Source organism: Comamonas endophytica, from assembly GCF_023634805.2.
GTDB lineage: Bacteria > Pseudomonadota > Gammaproteobacteria > Burkholderiales > Burkholderiaceae_C > Comamonas > Comamonas endophytica.
This window is the reverse complement of record NZ_CP106881.1, coordinates 3104858-3123531: the sequence shown is the minus strand read 5'-3', so window position 1 is coordinate 3123531 and position 18674 is coordinate 3104858. Positions and strand designations below refer to the sequence as shown.

Genomic DNA, 18674 nt, shown 5'->3' with positions numbered 1-18674 from the left:
CTGCATGTGGGTGCACAGCCAGCTCGCACGCCGTGGCATCACTTGTGCATCTGCCTCCGGAATTCCGGCTTCGCGACCCTGTACTGAAAGACTTCCGCCCTTCATGAAAACCAGAGCTGCCGTACTGCGCGCCATGGGCGCCGCCCACCCCTATGCCCAAAGCCTGCCGCTGCAGATCGAGGAAGTGGAGCTTCAGCCGCCCGGCGAAGGCGAGGTGCTGATCCGCATTGCCGCCGCGGGCCTGTGCCATTCGGACCTGTCGGTCATCAATGGCGACCGCCCGCGCCCCATGCCCATGGCGCTGGGCCACGAGGCCTCGGCCGTGGTGGTCGAGACCGGCCCCGGCGTGCGCGACCTGCAGCCGGGCGACCATGTGGTCGTGGTGTTCATGCCCAGCTGCGGCCACTGCCTGCCCTGTGCCGAGGGCCGTCCCGCGCTGTGCGAGCCCGGCGCCGCCGCCAACGGCGCGGGCACGCTGCTGTCGGGCGCGCGCCGCATCTCGCATGTGGGCCAGCCCGTCAACCACCACCTGGGCTGCTCGGTATTCGCCGAGCACGCCGTGGTGTCGCGCAACTCGCTGGTGCGCATAGACAAGGACATCCCGTTGGTCGATGCCGCCCTCTTCGGCTGCGCGGTGCTCACGGGCGTGGGCGCGGTCATCAACACCGCCAAGATGCCTGCGGGCGCCTCGGTGGCCATCATCGGCCTGGGCGGCGTGGGCCTGGCGGCGCTGCTGGGCGCGCACACCGCCGGCGCGCGGCAGATCGTCGCGGTCGACCTGTCGGACGAAAAGCTGGCCCATGCCCGCACGCTGGGCGCGACCCACACCGTCAACGCCAGCCTGCCCGACGCCGCCGAGCAGATCCGCGCGCTCAGCGGCGCGGGCGTGGAATACGCCTTCGAGTTCGCCGGCTCGGTGCGCGCGCTGGAGCTGGCCTACGCCATCACCGCGCGCGGCGGCACCACCGTCACAGCCGGCCTGCCGCCCCCCACCGCAAGAATGGCTCTGCCCGCCGTCAGCCTGGTGGCCGAGGAGCGCACGCTTAAGGGCAGCTACATCGGCACCTGCGTGCCGACGCGCGACATTCCCCGCTATCTGAGCCTGTACCGCCAGGGCCGGCTGCCGGTGGACAGGCTGCTCAGCGGCACGCTGCAACTGGAGGACATCAACAAGGCCTTCGACCAGTTGCATGAAGGCCAGGCGGTGCGCCTGGTGGTGACGTTCGGGGCGGCGGCGCAGAGCCGATGATCTGGATCAGGAGATCTTCCTTCGCCTGATGCCTTGGCCGCACGAAGCAGCACCGCTTCGTGCCGCCTCCGAAGGGCGTCAGTGCGTTCTCAGGTCCGGCCGCCGGGCTCCACCGTGCGGAACATGGTGCGAAGCGTGTTGGTGAAGTGTGGCCGGGCGATATCGCTCCAGGCGGTGGCTCGCACCTTCAGCCAGGCCGGGCAACCCAGCACGTCGGGCGACAACAGGTCGTAGCAGGCCAAAGACAAAGGCCCTGCATCATGGTTCAGGTAACGCCGCGCGTGGACATTGCCCTGCACTGCCGCCAGACCCGGCATGTGCTCCTGGTCGTACCAGTTGAAGATTTCGGATTGCCAGCCTTCGGCCGGGTCCGTCTCGACCACGTAGTGCACAGGACCCTGCTGCCCGTACGAGGCGCCAGGACAATCGAATACCAGCTCCAGCCGAGATACCGTCAGGTCTGCCCCCTCCAGTTGCTTTTGCGCCGCCGCCTGCAGTGCCGCCAGCGCTGGTGCAGAGAGTGCTGCAGGGGCCGCAAGATCGGCATACACATAGGTGCGTCCGGTATCGTGCGACCAAGCGAAGCGGCTCATATGCAGCGCACAGGGCAAGCCGGCAGCCTGGCTGACGGAGTCCGCGAAGGCCGCGCCGTAGACCACCGAGGCAAGCGCTTGCGCTTGTGCCTCGGTGGGCGCCGGCATCGTCCATTGGAGCAAGATGCTGTGGGTGGTCACGGCGGAGTCATGCATGGTCAATGCCCGATATGGAAGGCTGTCAAAAAGCGGGAGACCATGTTGTAGGCCGCGATGGTAGCGACCAGATCCACTTGCTCCTGTGCATTGAAGTGGGCGCGGACCTGTTCGAACAGGCTGTCGCTCACAGTGATGTCGCGCGTCATGGCGTCGGTCAGCTGGATGGCAATGCGTTCCAGCGCCGTCCATGGTGCGTCGGCGGCAGCAGGAACCGTGCGCGTGGCTTCGATGGCTGCGTCGCTCTTGCCACCCTTCTGGGCATGCGGCACATGGGCGTTGAACTCGTAAGGAGCATTGTTGAGCACGGCAACGCGCAGGATGACCAGTTCGCGCAGTCCTGCGTCCAAGCTGCTGCGGTTGCGCACAGCGGAAAGCATCTGCTCCCAGCCATGGGCGATCGGGGGGCTGTTGAGCAGCACTTGGTAGAGCTCGGAGATGCGTCCGCGCTCCGCCATGATCTGGCGTTCCACGTCGGCCAGTTCCGGCCGGGTGCCGGGGGTGACAGGGGTGATTCTCATGATGGTCAGTCCGGAGTGATGTTGTTGGCACGTACGACGTTGCCCCACTTCCTGGTGTCAGCGTCCAGTGCCTTGGCCAGCTCTGCAGGCGTGCTGCCTGCGACTTCGGCGCCAGAGGCTTCGAGCTTGCTCTTGACCCCCGGGGTATGCAGGGATCGCTGGACCGCCTTGCTCATTTTCTCGGTTTCGGCGGCCGGCGTTCCCTTGGGGGCGAACAGGGCGTACCAGTTGTCGGAGTCCACTCCCTGGATGCCCATCTCGGCAAAGGTCGGCACATCGGGGAAGCGGGGATGGCGCTTGTTGGCCGCGATGCCGATGGGCTTGAGCTTGCCGGCGGAGATCTGCCCGATCAGGCCAGGGATGTCGCCAAAGAATCCGTCGACATGGCCGGCCATCACATCGGTGATAGCCGGCGCTGCGCCCTTGTAGGGGATGTGCGAGAGCTTGATCTTGGCGCGTTCGTTGAGCAGCTCCATCGCCAAATGCGGCACGCTACCAGTGCCCGAGGAGGCCATGGTCAGCGGAGCGCGCGACTTGCGTGCTGCTTCCACGAACTCCGCGCCCGTGTTGTATGGCGCCTTGGCATTGACCACCAGCATCTCGACATTGTTGACCACCAGCGACACCGGTGTGAGGTCGGTCGCAGGCTTGTAGCTCAGCTTGGGATACAGCGAGGGGTTGATGGCCACGGCACCCACGCTGGTCAGCCAGAGCGTGCGCGTGTCGGGCGAGGAGCGCGAGACATGGTCGGCGGCGATTGCACCATTCGCACCGGGCTTGTTTTCGATGACTACCGTCTGGCCCAACTCTTTGCCCAGCTGCTCAGCCAGCGTGCGTGCGACGAAGTCCACAGGGCCGCCCGGAGGGAAGGCCACGACGATGCGAGTCAACTGCGGCTGTGCGCCGGCCAAGCCGGAGCAAGTGAGGACAGCAACTGCGGCACAAGCAGAAAAGATACGGCGATTCATACGAAAAGCAGCCATGGAAGTCTCCTTTATTAATATTTGACCAACATCAGGACCGAGGCGGGGCCGTGCGCAGCCTGCGCTTTCAGTCGCAGCGCACAGACATGCCGCCATCGACCAGGATTTCGGCGCCGGTGACAAAGCGCGATTCGTCGCAGGCCAGGTACAGCGCTGCGTTGGCGGTGTCGCGACCGTCACCCATGAAAGGCAGGGGAATGCGTGATTGGCGTTGTTCGAGCAGCTTGTTCACATCGCCATCCGCGCGCTGGCCCGCCAGGCGCACTTCCACCATGGGGGTGTGCAGCTGACCGGGCACCACCGTGTTCACGCGGATGCCTTGCTTGGCGTATTGCACCGCCAGCACACGCGACAGCTGAATCACACCCGCCTTGGTGGCGGCGTAGGCCACTTGGGCCGCGCCAGTCCAGCGAATGCCGGAGGTAGACGAGATGTTGATGATCGCGCCGCTGTTCTGGGAGATCATGTGGGGCAAGGCATGCTTGCAGGTGAGGAACACGCTTTTGAGGTTGTGGTCGACTTGGGAGTCCCAGACTTCCTCGCTCATTTCCACCGGGCCGCCTTTGGCGGACCCGCCCACGTTGTTGACCAGCACATCCAGGCGGCCCAACTGCTGCACGCAAGCATCGATGGCTTCGGCAATCGATGCGCTGCTGGTGACGTCGCAGTGGCCGGTGACGAACCGGCCCCCTGCGGCTTCGATCATTTCCCGGGTTTCCACCATGCGGCCGGCATCTCGATCCACGCCGAACACGCTGGCTCCTTCTTGTGCAAAGCGCATGGCGATGGCGCGGCCGTTGCCCCAGCCGGAGCCGACCGAGCCGGCGCCGGTGACGAAGGCCACCTTGCCGGCCAGGCGGCCCTGGGGGTTGACGGGGGAATATTGATCGAATGGCATCGGTGTCGTCTCGTTGTGGGTGTAGTCGGGCCAGTGCGCAAGGCGCGCAGGGGGAGAGAGGTCAGAACTGGTAGAGGCGTTGGGGGTTGTCGACCAGCAGGGCCTGCAGCAGTTGTGGTGTGGGTGCGATCTCGGCCAGTGCGTCGACCAATTGGCCGTCATCCGGGATATGGGTATGGTTGGGGTGTGGCCAATCAGTGCCCCACAGGCATTGCTGGGGAAAGCGCTCCACCAGCTGACGTGCCAGCGGCTTCCCATGGATATAGGGCGGCACGCTGTCGATGCGGTCGACACCGCTGACCTTGACGTAGAACTGTGGATTGCGCGCCAGCAGGCCCTGCAACGCTTGGAAATCTTCGTGTGCCGCGCCCAGGCGGGCATCGACGCGGCCCATGTGATCGATCACCACCGGCACTGCGCTGGCTTGCAGTTGTGCGCCAACCGAATGCACCAGGCTGCTTTCGAAATGCACCTGCAAATGCATTCCCAATGCGGCAAGGCGCGGGGTCAGTGCCAGCACGTCTTCGACCGGGGCACCGGCGAGGTGGCGCATGAAGTTGAAGCGCACGGCGCGAAAGCCTTGCGCCGCCAGGACTGCCAGTTCGCTGTCGCTCATATCGACAGGCGCCAGTGCAACGCCCAGGTATTTGCCTTGGCCCGCTGCAATGGCGTCCGCCACGGCGCTGTTGTCGAAGCCGTGGCACGCCGATTGCACGATCACGCAGCGCGAGATGCCCAGGTGGCGGTGCAAGGCAAACAGGCTCTCCTTGCCGGCATCGGCAGGCGTGAAGCTGCGCTCGACCGCATACGGAAACCGAGCGCATGGGCCAAACACATGCACATGCGCATCGCAAGCACCGGCTGGCAGGGTCAGTGCTGGCTTGGAGGGTGTATCGGTATAGGTTTTCTCGGACATGGCAGGCGTCATTGATTCGTTGGGCCAATTTTGGTTCTTGAAAATGGTTTCATCACATCAAATTGGCTAATATCTGCTATCGAACAAACGTATGGAAATTGGCGCTTCCAAGGTGTCTGAATGGATCTCACCCGACTGACTTACTTCGTGGCGGTGGCCGAAGCCGGCAGCTTCAGCCGCGCTGCAGCGGCCTTGCATTTGTCGCAGCCCGCATTGAGCCGGCAGGTGTTGCTGCTGGAGGAGGAGCTGGGCCAAAGGCTTTTGGAGCGCACGGGCCGGGGCGTGGTGCTGACGGAGTCAGGCCGTGCCCTGCTGCAACATGCGCATGGAATCCTGGCGCTTGCGGCGCAAGCGGAGTCCGATATGCAGGAGCGCTTGCGCAGCCCCCGCGGGCGAGTGACGATCGGCTTGCCGCCTTGGGTGGCGCGTGCCATCGCTGCGGATTTGGTTCAGGGTTTCTTGCAGGAATACCCTGATGTCACCATCTGCATCGAAGAGAACCTCAGTGTCAGTCTGCGCGAATGGCTGATGGCGGGTCGTCTGGACCTTGCGCTGCTGTTCGATCCCCCACATTCGCCCCAGATCATGATGGAGACCTTGCTGCGTGAACCCCTGGTGCTGGTGAGCAGTGAGGCCTTGCCGAGCAAGATCCGCCTGTCCGCCCTGTCGCAGCGCAGCCTGACGATGGCGCGCGGCCCAAATGCCTTGCGGCGCTTGCTGGAGAGTTACACCGAGCCGCGTGGCTTGCCGCTGCGCCTGGTTGCCGAGGTGGACTCGGTGCATACCGTGCTGTCCCTGGTGGCACGGGGGATGGGCGACTCCGTGCTGCCTTGGAGTGCAGCGAAGGCCTGGGCTTCACCGCTGGCGCTGCATGTGGCCCAGGTGGTGTCACCCGTCGTACGCAATCGCCTGGTACTGGCGGTACCGCGTGCGCGCCCTGCAAACCGGGTCACGCGTTTTGCGGAGCATCTGCTCAAACGCGTGGTTGCCGAACAATTGGGGTAGCACAGGTGGATTCGGTCTGCTGAACCACCCTGAGGACAAACAGAAAAGCCCCACCTATTGCTAGGCGGGGCTTTGTGTTTTGGCGGAGAGGGCGGGATTCGAACCCGCGGTGGGGATTAGCCCACACACGCTTTCCAGGCGTGCGACTTAAACCGCTCATCCACCTCTCCGAAGACCGCAATTGTAGCAACACTTTGGTGCGCTCAAAGCCAACTGCGTGAAATAAGCGAAATTAGTTGCGCTCGCCACCCACCTGCGCCATCTTCATCGCCGAGGTGATCAGCGCCGAGACCTCGGTCATGTTGCTCGGCACGATCAGCGTGGTCTTGGCGTCGGCAGCCACCTTGCCGTAGGCCTCGACCGCGCTCTGGGCGACCTTGAGCTGCACCGCCTGCTCGCCGCCGGGCTGGCGGATGGCTTCGGCGATGCGTTCCAGGGCCATGGCGGTGGCCTCGGCCAGGGCGGTGATCGCGGCGGCCTCGCCCTGGGCGTTGTTGATGGCAGCCTGCTTCTCGCCCTCGGAGCGCGCGATGAAGGCTTCGCGCTGGCCGGTGGCGATGTTGATCTGCTCCTGGCGGCGGCCTTCCGAAGCGGCGATCAGCGCGCGCTTTTCACGCTCGGCGGTGATCTGCGCCTGCATCGAGCGCAGGATTTCGGCGGGCGGCGTCAGGTCCTTGATCTCGTAGCGCAGCACCTTCACGCCCCAGTTGAGCGCGGCCTCGTCGATGGCCGCCACGACCTGCGCGTTGATCATGTCGCGCTCCTCGAAGGTCTTGTCGAGCTCAAGCTTGCCGATCACGCTGCGCAGCGAGGTCTGCGCCAGCTGCGTCACGGCCATGATGTAGTTCGACGAGCCATAGCTGGCGCGCATGGGGTCGGTGACCTGGAAGTACAGGATGCCGTCGACCTGCAGTTGCGTGTTGTCGCGCGTGATGCAGACCTGGCTGGGCACGTCGAGTGGAATTTCCTTGAGGCTGTGCTTGTAGGCGACGCGGTCGACGAAGGGCACCAGGAAGTTCAGGCCCGGCGTGAGCGTTCCCGCGTACTTGCCCAGGCGCTCCTTGATCCAGGCGTTCTGCTGGGGCACGACCTTGATCGAGCGCGCGATGAAGATGGCGGCGATGACCAGAACGACGATAGCGATTTCCATGGAGTTTCCCTCTCGAGCCAGTTGAATCAGTTGAAAAGAAGCCCGGGCCGTGCTCAGAGCTTGTCGACCAGCAATCGGTTGCCGATGATCTCGGCCACGCGGTGCATTCCGGGGGTGGGCGCATTGCCCGGGCGCAGCACCACGGTCCACTGCGCGCCGCGGTAGCGCACCTGCGCCGTGCCATCGGCGGCCCAGTGGTCGACCTGTACCGATTCGCCGATATCCAGGTTCATGCTGCGATCGTTTTGCACCGGGTTGCGCAGCGCATGGCGCCGGCGCAGCAGATAGCAGCCAGCCACGGCGACGGTGCCCAGCAGCGCGGCCACGAGGATCTGCGACGTTTCGTCCACGCCAGCGTGCGCCGCAATGGCGCCCGCCACGGCGCCGGCAGCAAGCATGAGCAGATAGAAACTGCCGGTCAGCAACTCAGCCACCACCAACACCCCTGCAATCAACCACCAGATGGTGAAACTCGCCATACATCCCTTTCAGTCTGTTCCATTGTTTGCACTTCCCCACATCCAGCGGTGATAAGGTCCAAACTTTCACAGACGCCATAAGGATATTCCTTACACTCGCGCCTGTTTTCGATTTTTTAAGCCCGGTACAACGGAGGCTGCCGATGAAATTCCGCTTTCCTATCATCATCATAGATGAGGACTATCGTTCCGAGAATACCTCCGGTCTAGGTATTCGCGCCCTGGCGCAAGCCATCGAGGCCGAGGGCTTCGAAGTGCTGGGCGTGACCAGCTACGGTGACCTTACGCAGTTTGCCCAACAGCAAAGCCGGGCCAGCGCTTTCATCCTGTCCATCGACGACGAGGAATTCACCCTGGGCTCGGGGCTCGACCCGATCGTGCTGAGCCTGCGCAATTTCATCGAGGAAGTGCGCCGCAAGAACGCCGACGTGCCGATCTACGTGCACGGCGAGACCAAGACCAGCCGCCACCTGCCCAACGACATCCTGCGCGAGCTGCATGGCTTCATCCACATGTTCGAGGACACTCCCGAATTCGTGGCCAAGCACATCATCCGCGAAGCCAAGAACTACCTGGAAAGCGTGCAGCCGCCCTTCTTCAAGGCGCTGCTGGACTACGCCGAGGACGGCTCCTACAGCTGGCACTGCCCGGGCCATTCCGGCGGCGTGGCCTTCCTCAAGAGCCCGGTCGGCCAGATGTACCACCAGTTCTACGGCGAGAACATGCTGCGCGCCGACGTCTGCAACGCCGTCGAGGAACTGGGCCAGCTGCTGGACCACAACGGCGCCATCGGCGAGAGCGAGCGCAATGCCGCGCGCATCTTCAATGCCGACCACTGCTTCTTCGTGACCAACGGTACCTCGACCTCGAACAAGATCGTCTGGCACCACACCGTGGCCTCGGGCGACGTGGTCGTCGTTGACCGCAACTGCCACAAGTCGGTGCTGCACTCGATCATCATGACGGGCGCGATCCCGGTGTTCCTCAAGCCCACGCGCAACCACTTCGGCATCATCGGCCCGATCCCGCAAAGCGAATTCGCGCCCGAGACCATCGAGGCCAAGATCGCCGCCAACCCGCTGCTGCAGGGCGTGGACGCCAAGGCCGTGAAGCCGCGCGTGCTGACGCTGACGCAGTCGACCTATGACGGCGTGCTCTACAACACCGAGACCATCAAGAGCATGGTCGACGGCTATGTGGAGAACCTGCACTTCGACGAGGCCTGGCTGCCGCACGCCGCCTTCCACCCCTTCTATGGCAGCTACCACGCCATGGGCAAGAAGCGCGCGCGCCCCAAGCATTCGGTGGTCTATGCCACGCAGTCGATCCACAAGCTGCTGGCCGGCATCAGCCAGGCCTCGCATGTGCTGGTGCAGGATTCGCAGACGCAGAAGCTCGACCGCCATCTGTTCAACGAGGCGTATCTGATGCACACCTCGACCAGCCCGCAGTACAGCATCATCGCCAGCTGCGACGTGGCCGCCGCCATGATGGAGCCGCCTGCGGGCACGGCGCTGGTGGAGGAAAGCCTGGCCGAGGCACTGGACTTCCGCCGCGCGATGCGCAAGGTCGAAGAGGAATTCGGCAAGGACGACTGGTGGTTCAGCGTCTGGGGTCCCGACGACATCATCGAGGAAGGCCTGGGCACCGCCGAGGACTGGATCTTCCGCGCCAAGGCCAGGGCCAAGGGCAAGAAGGCCTCAGCCAAATGGCACGGCTTCGGCGATCTGGCGGACGGTTTCAACATGCTGGACCCGATCAAGTCGACCATCGTCACGCCCGGCCTGAACCTGGACGGCGAATTCGACAAGACCGGCATCCCGGCGTCCATCGTCACCAAGTACCTGTCGGAGCATGGCGTGGTGGTCGAGAAGACCGGCCTGTACTCGTTCTTCATCATGTTCACCATCGGCATCACCAAGGGCCGCTGGAACACCATGCTCACGGCGTTGCAGCAGTTCAAGGACGACTACGAAAAGAACCAGCCGATGTACCGCATCCTGCCCGAGTTCTGCCAGCAGCACCGGCAGTACGAGCGCATGGGCCTGCGCGACCTGTGCCAGCATGTGCACCAGATGTACGCCAAGCACGACATCGCCCGCCTGACCACCGAGATGTACCTCTCGGACCTGACGCCGTCGATGAAGCCCTCGGATGCCTACGCGCACATCGCCAAGCGCCTGACCGAGCGCGTCGAGATCGACAACCTCGAAGGCCGCACCACCGTCGGCCTGGTCACGCCCTACCCGCCAGGCATTCCGCTGCTGATTCCCGGCGAAGTCTTCAACCGCAAGATCGTCGACTATCTGCTGTTCGCGCGCGACTTCGCCAAGGAGTGCCCGGGCTTCGAGACCGACATCCACGGGCTGGTCGAGGAAGTGGACGAAGCCGGCGTGGTGCGCTTCTACGCGGACTGCGTGGCCGAAGTGCCCAAGGCCGAAGCCCAGCCCAAGGCCGCAGCGCGCGCCAAGGCGCCGGTGAAGGCCGCGGCAAAGACGCCCGCCAAGAGGGCAGCGGCGAAAACCTCCGCCAAAGCCCCGACCGAAGCCGAGGTCGAGAACATGACCGAGAATCGCACCACCGCCAAGCGCAAGGCCCGCGCCACGGCCACGCCGGGCAAGGGCGAGAAGGAGCTGGTGCAGCTGGGGTCCGACGGACCTTTCAGCCGGAAGATCTGACCTGCCTGGAAAGGCCAGGCGGTTCCTGTCTCAACCGTTCGTCCCGATCCTGAGCCTGCCGAAGGATCGAAGGATGACGTCCATTACCAGCGGCCTTGTGCCGCTGGTCCACTTTTGAAAGCCCGCTCTTGCAGCCTCTCGTCAGCGCTCCCAGCCTGTCTTCACTATCCTCGGCACATGTCTGCGCCTGGCTCTGGCGCCTCGCCGCCTTCGGCTGGGCCATCGCCATGGCCTGGGGCTGCCTGCAGGAAGCCGGCGGCGGCGCGCCCGGCTGGTGGCGCCTGCCGCATATCGACAAGCTGGCCCATGCGGGCATGCATGGAATGCTGGCCTGGCTGCTGTGGCGCAGCCGGCCCGCCACATCGAAGCCCCTGCGCATGGCAGGGCGCATCGTGCTGCTGTGCGCCGCCTATGGCCTGTGCATCGAGGCGGGCCAGGCGCTGTTCACGCTCACCCGCAGTGCCGAGCTGCTGGACGCCCTGGCCAACACCGCGGGCGCCCTCATCGGCGTGGCCCTGGCTGCGCGCCTGGCGCGGCCGGCATCGCCGCGCGAAGGCCTGGCCGGAGCCTAGATCCCCTGCGGCACGGCCCCGTGCTTCAGGAAGGCATTGACCGGCACCTGGATATAGGACCGGCCGCCTTCGGCCGCAGGCAGCCGGCCGCCCCGCACATTCACCTGCACCGCCGGCAGGATCAACGTCGGCATGGACAGCGACGCATCGCGCGCGGTGCGCATCCTCACGAACTCCTCCTGCGTGGTGCCGTCCCGGACATGGATGTTGCCGCTGCGCTGCTCGCGCACCGTGCTGACCCACGCTGCGGCGCGCGCAGGCGGAGGATAGTCGTGGCAGACATGCACGCGCGTGTCATCCGGCAGCGTCAGCAGGCGCTGTATCGACCGGTACAGCGTGGCGGCATCGCCACCCGGGAAATCCGCGCGAGCCGTGCCCACGTCAGGCATGAACAGCGTGTCGCCCACGAACACCGCGTCTTCCACGAGGTAGGCCATGTCGGCAGGCGTATGCCCCGGCACCCACAGCGCCCTCACCTCCAGCTCGCCGATGCGAAAGCGCTCGCCGTCTTCGAACAGGTGGTCGAACTGGCTGCCATCGGGCAGGAAGCCGCGCTCGAAGCGGAACACGCTGCGGAACATTTCCTGCACCTGACGGATGCGCGCGCCGATCGCCACCTTGCCACCCAGCACATGGCGCAGATGCTGGGCCGCCGAGAGATGGTCGGCATGCGCATGGGTTTCCAGCACCCATTGCAGCTGCCAGCCGCGCGCGCGCAGCAGGTCTATCACCCGGTCGGCGGAGGCGCAGGTCAGCGAGCCGGAATGCGGCTCGAAATCCAGCACCGGATCGATCACCGCCGCCTGGCCGGTGCGCGTGTCGGCCACGACATGGGTCACCGTGCCCGTGCCGCGGTCGTGGAAGGATTCAATCTGCATGTGCCGTGCCAGCATTCGCTGCTCCTGCCATCGGCGCGGGCTGTCGTGCGCTGCGCCAGAGTGCGCGATTGTGTCAGCAACTCCTCCCGAGGGGAAATGCCGGGCACGGGCCTGCTGCGCGCAGGGATTTGGCTGCGCGGGCAGGAACAGGCCGCGCTGCTCAGGACCCGGAGCCGGACTTCTTAGCCTCGGCATTGCGCTTGCGCGTGGCCGCAGCCTTCTTGGCCGAGGCCGAGCGCTGCTCGGGCGTGCGCGCCGCGGCGGCCTTGCCGCCCTTCTCGCCACCCTTGCGCGATGCGGAGTGGTCCTCGGGCTTGCCGCGCCCCGAACCCGACTTCTTGCCGCCGCCGGTTTCCTTGTTGACCGTGGCCCAGGCGCGCTTTTGCGCCTCCTCGTGGCCCACGCCGCGGTCCTCGTAGCCGGCTTCGATGTGCTCGGCCTGGCGCTTTTGCTTGTCCGTGTAGGCTGACTTGTCACCTCGTGGCATCGCGTTCTCCTTCAATGGGTGGAACCACCTCAGATATTGGGCTCCTTGGCCGGCTTCTCGGGTACCTCAAGCGGCGGCACTTCGGTGGGCTGATCGATGGGCTCGGGCGAAGGTTCTTCCTCCTTGCGCGGGTCCCGGTGCTGCGTGTTCATGGTTCGGGTCTCCTTGGTGGACTACCGTTGTACCCGGCTTGGCAAGGCTTCCAGGTAGGCGCTTGCAGCACAGCGCCATCAGGCAATGCCGCGCTTGCTCTGGCTGCATTTGTTCCACACCGGCCCAGGCGGACACCACGTCCACTGAAGTTGCCGGCCGGCAAAGCGCAGCAGCCTGCCTGCATCCCTCAACCAGCGGCCTGGCCTGGAGCACAACAATGGACAGAAGACAGTTCTTGCGGATCGGCGGCTTTGTCACAGCGTCGGTGGTCGGTGTAGGCCTTGCCGCCTGCGCCGGCGGCGATGATGTAAACACTGGCAACTGCGAAAGCGCCTGCGGGCCGGGCTGGAAGTTCCCCCAGAGCGTTGCTTCGGGCGACCCGCAGCCCGATGCCATCATGCTCTGGACACGCGTGGTTCCTGCCGGCGCCGGCGATGTCGCCTCCTGCGATGCCGGCGACTTCACGATTCGCCTGCGGATCACCGATGCCAACCACGACGCCGTTCTGGGCAGCAATGCCGCCCTGAGCGGCGGCACGGTGCTCGACACCCCGGTGGCAGTGCAGGCCATCTTCGACCATACCGTGCGCCACCGCGTCAGCGGCCTGGCGCCGTCCACTCTCTACTACTACCAATTCGTTGCCGGCGACGTGCATTCCAATGTGGGCCGCTTCAAGACGGCACCGGCCCGCAGCGCCGCGCCGGCGCAACTCCGTTTCGCAGTGCTCGCCTGCCAGGACTGGAGCATCAACCATTGGGGCGCGTTCGACGATGTGGCCGGGCAGGAACTGGATTTCGTGCTGCACCTGGGCGACTATATCTACGAGACCGTGGGTGAATGGTTCCAGGCGGGCCCGGTGGAAGCGCGCCACGCTCCGCTGTCGCTGCCCGACGGCAGCCACGGGAACGGCGCGGCCGGGGCGAGCCGTGCCACCACCCTGGCCGACTACCGCTACCTCTACAAACAATACCGCAGCGATGCACGGCTGCAGGCGGTGCACGAGCGCTTTGCAATGGTCGCCATCTGGGACGACCACGAATTCAGCAATGACTGCTGGCGTGACGCCGCAACCGACGGCGACGGTTCGGGCGACCACAGCCGCCAGCCCGGGCGCCGGCGCAGCGCCAACCAGGCCTGGTATGAATACATGCCCGCCGACATCCACTTCAGCGCCGATCCCGCAGCCGGCATCGACAACGTGCGCATCTACCGCGACCTGCAGTTCGGCCGTCTGGCACACCTGGTGTTGACCGACGAGCGCCTCTACCGCAGCGCCCATGCCCTCCCCGAGGCCGCGCCGTGCTCCGTCAGCGCCGCGCCGCTGGGCGGCATCGGCAGCCGCTCGATGGTGCCAGAGGCACTTCTGCACGCTGCCGAAGCGCGCAAGATGGCTGCGGCACGGGCTGCCGGGGAGCATCCGCTGACTCCGGTCTCGATGCTCAGCAACGCCCAGCGCGAATGGTGGCAGCAGACGATGAAAGACTCGCCCGCGCTGTGGAAGCTCTGGGGCAACGAGGTGTCGCTGCTGCGCATGGGGCTCGATGGCTCCCGCGCCATTGGCACGCTGCAGTCCGCGGACAGCGCCGAAGCGCTAGTACTCTTCTCCCAGCGCTTCCTCCTCAGCGCCGACCAGTGGGACGGCTACGACGCCGAACGCAAGGCGTTGATGCAGCATCTCAAGGACCATGGCATCCGCAATGTGGTGGCGCTCAGCGGCGACATCCATGCCTTCTTTGCCGGCGAGGTGCGCGACGACTACAGGGCGACGAGCGGCGGCAGCCCGGTGATGGTCGATCTGGTGACCGCCGGCATCAGCTCCGATTCCTTATTCGTTTATCTCAAGAAAGCCGTGGGCAGCCTGTCGGCCGGCCTGGTGCCGCTGGTGTACCAGACCCTGCGCGTACCGCTGCCTGGAGCGGGCACCCTGGAGTTGTCCGTCAACCTGCTTGACTACACGCTGGGAGCCCCCACCCCCACGGCCGCCACCCTTGCCGAGCGCCTGCGCGTGCCGCTGCGCGGGGCATTGGCGCAGGCCGGGCTGCCCGAAGCCCGGCTGGATGCCACCACGGCCTCGGTTCTGGAAGGTCTGCAGTCCGATGCAGACTTCACGGGCCGTTTGCTGGCCCTGGCCCGGGGGCTCGCAGCCCTGCACAGCAACCCCTGGCTGAAACTTGCCAACACCGATGCCCAGGGCTATGCGGTGGTCACGGTGACGGCTGCGGCGCTACGCTGCGAGTTCCGCCAGGTCAACAAGCTGGTGGGCGATGCGGCGCCGGCCACGGTGGTGGCGCGCACGACAGTGGCCACGGTGCCAAGGGACAGCACAGAAGTCAGCATTGCATGAGAGGAGAAGTGCCGGAGCGAGGCAGCACCGATGCAGGAGGGGAATGGCAGAAGTTCTGCGAAAGCTGGTGGTGCCCCGAGCCGGGATCGAACCGGCACGCCCCTTAACGGAAAGCGGCGGATTTTAAGTCCGCAGTGTCTACCAATTTCACCATCGGGGCGCCATGCTGCACGGCACTGCACCATGCAGCAGCAAGAGGCCATTCTATCGCATGCGCCCGGCGCCTCATCCAGCCCGGCAGCCAAGCGTTGCATGCATGAAAAAAGGGAAGCCGCAAAGCTTCCCTTTCGTGATCTGGAGCGGGAAAACGGGTTCGAACCGTCGACCTATACCTTGGCAAGGTATCGCTCTACCAACTGAGCTATTCCCGCATTTCTGCAGCGCCAATGTGCTGCAAAGAAGCAAGAATTGTAGCAGACTTCCGGCGCCATTCCTGGCTACAGCGCGATTTTTCTTGATGTATTTTGATGCAGGCCGGGCACAAGGCAAAAAAGCCAGAATCCTTGCGGATTCTGGCTTTCTGCTAAGAATTTGGAGGCGCGAACCAGAGTCGAACTGGTCTAACCGGATTTGCAATCCGGGGCATAACCGCTTTGCTATCGCGCCAAATTCACCCTTGTGAAAATGGGAAGCATGTGCTTCCCATTCTTATCTGGAGCGGGAAAACGGGTTCGAACCGTCGACCTATACCTTGGCAAGGTATCGCTCTACCAACTGAGCTATTCCCGCATATCCTGGAGAAAACATCTCTCCGGGATTTCGCCGGTCACCGAAGCGGCCGACTGAAAAACTGGAGCGGGAAAACGGGTTCGAACCGTCGACCTATACCTTGGCAAGGTATCGCTCTACCAACTGAGCTATTCCCGCAAAACCTCAAAAAAACTATCGTCTCTCGAGGCCTGCGCCAGCCGCCGAAGCCACTGGCTAAAACCTGGAGCGGGAAAACGGGTTCGAACCGTCGACCTATACCTTGGCAAGGTATCGCTCTACCAACTGAGCTATTCCCGCATTTCCTCTGCAGCCCTACATTCTACAATGTATCGTTGCTGCGATGGAGTGAATTGTAGCGTACTTTTTCACCCCAATTCGAAGACACCGAATTTTTTCGAATTTCAGTGCTGCACCGTGGCTGGCGTTCCCGCAGCCTTGGCGTTGGCCAGCATGGCTGCGACCTCTTCCTCCGTCAGCGGCTCGGGCATGCGCTCCAGAGCGTGCTTGAGCACTTGGTCCACCCAGCGCACCGGCACGATCTCCAGGCCGCTCTTCACATTCGCCGGAATCTCCTGCAGGTCCTTGACGTTTTCCTCGGGGATCAGCACAGTCTTGATGCCGCCGCGCAGCGCGGCCAGCAGCTTTTCCTTCAAGCCGCCGATGGCCGTCACTTCACCGCGCAGCGTGATCTCGCCGGTCATGGCCACGTCGGCGCGCACCGGAATGCCCGTCAATGCCGAGACGAAAGCCGTGGCCATGGCCGCACCCGCGCTCGGGCCGTCCTTGGGCGTGGCGCCGTCGGGCACGTGCACGTGGATGTCGCGCTTCTCGAAGGCTTCGTCCTTGATGCCCAGCATGCGTGCGCGGCTGCGGATGACGGTGCGCGCGGCCTCGACCGACTCCTTCATCACGTCGCCCAGCGAGCCGGTGCGCGTGATGACGCCCTTGCCGGGCATGGTCGCGGCCTCGATGGTCAGCAGATCGCCGCCGACTTCGGTCCACGCCAGGCCGACCACCTGGCCCACCTGGTTCTGCTGCTCAGCACGCCCGTAGGTGTACTTGCGCACGCCCAGGAACTCGGCGAGATTCTCGTCCGTGACCACCACGGGAGCGCTGAGCTTGGACAGCTGGATACCCTTGACCACCTTGCGGCAGATCTTCGACATCTCGCGCTCGAGCGAACGCACGCCGGCTTCACGCGTGTAGTAGCGCACCACGTCGCGCACGGCCGACTCCGTCACCTCGAGCTCGCCCTCCTTGAGGCCGTTGTTGGTGAGCTGCTTGGGCAGCAGGTAGCGCATCGCGATGTTGACCTTCTCGTCCTCGGTGTAACCCGACAGGCGGATCACTTCCATCCGGTCCAGCAGCGCCGGCGGGATGTTCATCGAGTTCGAGGTCGCAACGAACATGACGTCGCTCAGATCGAAGTCCAGTTCCACGTAGTGGTCGCCAAAGGCGTGGTTCTGCTCGGGATCGAGCACTTCCAGCAGCGCGCTCGACGGATCGCCGCGGAAATCCATACCCAGCTTGTCGATCTCGTCCAGCAGGAACAGCGGATTGCGCGTGCCGACCTTGTCCAGGCTCTGCAGCACCTTGCCCGGCATGGCGCCGATATAGGTGCGGCGGTGCCCGCGGATCTCGGCTTCGTCGCGCATGCCGCCCAGCGCCATGCGCACGTACTTGCGGCCCGTGGCCTTGGCGATCGACTGGCCCAGCGAGGTCTTGCCCACGCCCGGCGGGCCGACCAGGCACAGGATCGGCGCCTTGACCTTGTCGACGCGCTGCTGCACCGCCAGATATTCCATGATCCGGTCCTTGACCTTGTCCAGGCCGTAGTGGTCCTCGTTGAGCACCTCCTCGGCATTGGCCAGGTCATGCTTGATCTTGGTTTTCTTGCTCCAGGGCAGGCCCGTGAGCACGTCGATGTAGTTGCGCACCACGGTGGCTTCGGCCGACATGGGCGACATCAGCTTGAGCTTCTTGAGCTCGCCCTCGGCCTTCTTGCGCGCCTCGGTCGGCATCTTGGCCAGGCGGATGCGCTTCTCGATCTCCTCGAGATCCGCGCCCTCCTCGCCTTCGCCGAGCTCCTTCTGGATGGCTTTGACCTGCTCGTTGAGGTAGAAATCACGCTGGCTCTTTTCCATCTGGCGCTTGACGCGGCCGCGGATCTTCTTGTCGACATTGAGGATGTCGACCTCGCGGTCCAGCTGCTCGAACAGGTTCTCCAGCCGCGACTTGACATCGGCCAGGTCCAGCACGGCCTGCTTGGCCTCGAGCTTGAGCGGCAGATGCGCGGCAATGGTGTCGGCCAGGCGGCCGGCATCGTCGATGCTCGAGATCGAGGTCAGGATCTCTGCCGGGATCTTCTTGTTGAGCTTGACGTACTGGTCGAACTGCTGCGTCACGGCGCGGCGCAGGGCCTCGATCTCGCTGGGCTTGTGCGCCTCCTCATCGACCTCGACCGGCTGCACGGAGGACAGGAAATGGGTCTCGTGGTCGACGATGGCCTCCACGCGTGCGCGCTGCTGGCCTTCGACCAGCACTTTCACCGTGCCGTCGGGCAGCTTGAGCATCTGCAGGATGGTGCAGATGCAGCCGACCTCGAACATGTCCGATACGGCGGGCTCGTCCTTGGACGCGGTTTTCTGTGCCACCAGCATGATGCGGCGGTCGCCTTCCATCGCCAGCTCCAGCGCCTTGATGCTTTTGGCACGGCCCACGAACAGGGGGATGACCATGTGCGGGAACACCACCACATCGCGCAATGGCAGCAGCGGCAGATCGAGAGAAGAGGAAGACACGGGCTTGGGTCCTGACATGGAATTCCTTGGTAACTGTGCGGAATGTGGTCCGCTTGCGGCGATTTTCAACCCCTTGACCATGCCGAGCTGTGGGACATGG

Annotated in this window: 16 protein-coding genes and 7 tRNA genes; 5 read left to right on the top strand and 18 right to left on the bottom strand. The window is 64.6% G+C overall.

Features of this window, described 5'->3' with window-relative positions; genetic code table 11:
- Window positions 1-103: 103 nt before the first annotated feature.
- Window positions 104-1249 (top strand): zinc-dependent alcohol dehydrogenase family protein, encoded by a 1146-nt coding sequence (locus M9799_RS14190; protein ID WP_231044534.1) that lies wholly within the window; start codon window positions 104-106, stop codon window positions 1247-1249.
- Between the two features lie 89 nt (window positions 1250-1338).
- Here the strand turns inward: M9799_RS14190 and M9799_RS14185 are convergent, their stop codons facing one another.
- The 5 genes from M9799_RS14185 to M9799_RS14165 form a co-directional block, all read right to left on the bottom strand.
- Window positions 1339-1998, bottom strand: a complete 660-nt coding sequence (locus tag M9799_RS14185) for a hypothetical protein (protein WP_231044533.1) — start codon at window positions 1996-1998, stop codon at window positions 1339-1341.
- A 2-nt stretch (window positions 1999-2000) separates the two neighbouring features.
- Window positions 2001-2519, bottom strand: coding sequence for a carboxymuconolactone decarboxylase family protein (locus M9799_RS14180; RefSeq protein WP_231044532.1), 519 nt, complete (start codon window positions 2517-2519; stop codon window positions 2001-2003).
- A 5-nt stretch (window positions 2520-2524) separates the two neighbouring features.
- Complete coding sequence (locus M9799_RS14175) at window positions 2525-3487, bottom strand: Bug family tripartite tricarboxylate transporter substrate binding protein (RefSeq protein ID WP_231044736.1); 963 nt, start codon at window positions 3485-3487, stop codon at window positions 2525-2527.
- Between the two features lie 82 nt (window positions 3488-3569).
- Window positions 3570-4400, bottom strand: a complete 831-nt coding sequence (locus tag M9799_RS14170; protein WP_231044531.1) for an SDR family NAD(P)-dependent oxidoreductase — start codon at window positions 4398-4400, stop codon at window positions 3570-3572.
- Between the two features lie 61 nt (window positions 4401-4461).
- Window positions 4462-5316 carry an amidohydrolase family protein gene (locus M9799_RS14165; protein ID WP_231044530.1) on the bottom strand — a complete coding sequence of 285 codons (855 nt, stop codon included), beginning with the start codon at window positions 5314-5316 and terminating at the stop codon, window positions 4462-4464.
- 120 nt (window positions 5317-5436) lie between these two features.
- Between M9799_RS14165 and M9799_RS14160 the strand changes: the two genes are divergently transcribed.
- Window positions 5437-6321 (top strand): LysR family transcriptional regulator, encoded by an 885-nt coding sequence (locus tag M9799_RS14160; protein WP_231044529.1) that lies wholly within the window; start codon window positions 5437-5439, stop codon window positions 6319-6321.
- 80 nt (window positions 6322-6401) lie between these two features.
- On the opposite strand, the gene M9799_RS14155 is transcribed toward M9799_RS14160, so the two are convergent.
- The 3 genes from M9799_RS14155 to M9799_RS14145 all read right to left on the bottom strand — a co-directional run bounded on the left by M9799_RS14155 (window position 6402) and on the right by M9799_RS14145 (window position 7950).
- Window positions 6402-6491: transfer RNA gene (locus M9799_RS14155), tRNA-Ser, on the bottom strand.
- A 62-nt stretch (window positions 6492-6553) separates the two neighbouring features.
- On the bottom strand, window positions 6554-7471 hold the full coding sequence (locus M9799_RS14150) for an SPFH domain-containing protein (RefSeq protein ID WP_231044528.1): 918 nt from the start codon (window positions 7469-7471) through the stop codon (window positions 6554-6556).
- Window positions 7472-7524: 53 nt separating this feature from the next.
- Complete coding sequence (locus M9799_RS14145; RefSeq protein ID WP_231044527.1) at window positions 7525-7950, bottom strand: NfeD family protein; 426 nt, start codon at window positions 7948-7950, stop codon at window positions 7525-7527.
- A 143-nt stretch (window positions 7951-8093) separates the two neighbouring features.
- Here M9799_RS14145 and M9799_RS14140 point away from each other — a divergent pair, with 143 nt between their 5' ends.
- Entirely contained in the window at window positions 8094-10628 is a 2535-nt protein-coding gene (locus M9799_RS14140) for an arginine/lysine/ornithine decarboxylase (protein ID WP_231044526.1), read from the top strand.
- A 128-nt stretch (window positions 10629-10756) separates the two neighbouring features.
- Window positions 10757-11200 (top strand): VanZ family protein, encoded by a 444-nt coding sequence (locus M9799_RS14135; protein ID WP_231044525.1) that lies wholly within the window; start codon window positions 10757-10759, stop codon window positions 11198-11200.
- Here the strand turns inward: M9799_RS14135 and M9799_RS14130 are convergent.
- From M9799_RS14130 to M9799_RS14120, 3 genes are all read right to left on the bottom strand, one after another.
- Window positions 11197-12093, bottom strand: coding sequence for an MBL fold metallo-hydrolase (locus M9799_RS14130; protein WP_231044524.1), 897 nt, complete (start codon window positions 12091-12093; stop codon window positions 11197-11199). The genes M9799_RS14135 and M9799_RS14130 overlap by 4 nt on opposite strands.
- Window positions 12094-12238: 145 nt before the next feature.
- Window positions 12239-12565, bottom strand: a complete 327-nt coding sequence (locus M9799_RS14125) for a plasmid stabilization protein (protein ID WP_231044523.1) — start codon at window positions 12563-12565, stop codon at window positions 12239-12241.
- Window positions 12566-12594: 29 nt separating this feature from the next.
- Complete coding sequence (locus M9799_RS14120; protein WP_255662761.1) at window positions 12595-12717, bottom strand: hypothetical protein; 123 nt, start codon at window positions 12715-12717, stop codon at window positions 12595-12597.
- Window positions 12718-12935: 218 nt separating this feature from the next.
- On the opposite strand from M9799_RS14120, the gene M9799_RS14115 reads away from it, so the two are divergent.
- Window positions 12936-15062, top strand: a complete 2127-nt coding sequence (locus M9799_RS14115) for an alkaline phosphatase D family protein (protein WP_231044522.1) — start codon at window positions 12936-12938, stop codon at window positions 15060-15062.
- A 68-nt stretch (window positions 15063-15130) separates the two neighbouring features.
- On the opposite strand, the gene M9799_RS14110 is transcribed toward M9799_RS14115, so the two are convergent.
- The 7 genes from M9799_RS14110 to lon form a co-directional block, all read right to left on the bottom strand.
- Window positions 15131-15222, bottom strand: a tRNA-Leu gene (locus M9799_RS14110).
- A gap of 135 nt (window positions 15223-15357) precedes the next feature.
- Window positions 15358-15433 (bottom strand) — tRNA-Gly (locus M9799_RS14105).
- Window positions 15434-15594: 161 nt separating this feature from the next.
- Window positions 15595-15668 (bottom strand) — tRNA-Cys (locus tag M9799_RS14100).
- A 47-nt stretch (window positions 15669-15715) separates the two neighbouring features.
- Window positions 15716-15791, bottom strand: a tRNA-Gly gene (locus M9799_RS14095).
- Window positions 15792-15853: 62 nt separating this feature from the next.
- Window positions 15854-15929: transfer RNA gene (locus M9799_RS14090), tRNA-Gly, on the bottom strand.
- Window positions 15930-15994: 65 nt separating this feature from the next.
- Window positions 15995-16070, bottom strand: a tRNA-Gly gene (locus tag M9799_RS14085).
- Between the two features lie 104 nt (window positions 16071-16174).
- Window positions 16175-18592 (bottom strand): endopeptidase La, encoded by a 2418-nt coding sequence (lon, locus tag M9799_RS14080; protein ID WP_231044521.1) that lies wholly within the window; start codon window positions 18590-18592, stop codon window positions 16175-16177.
- Window positions 18593-18674: the final 82 nt, after the last annotated feature.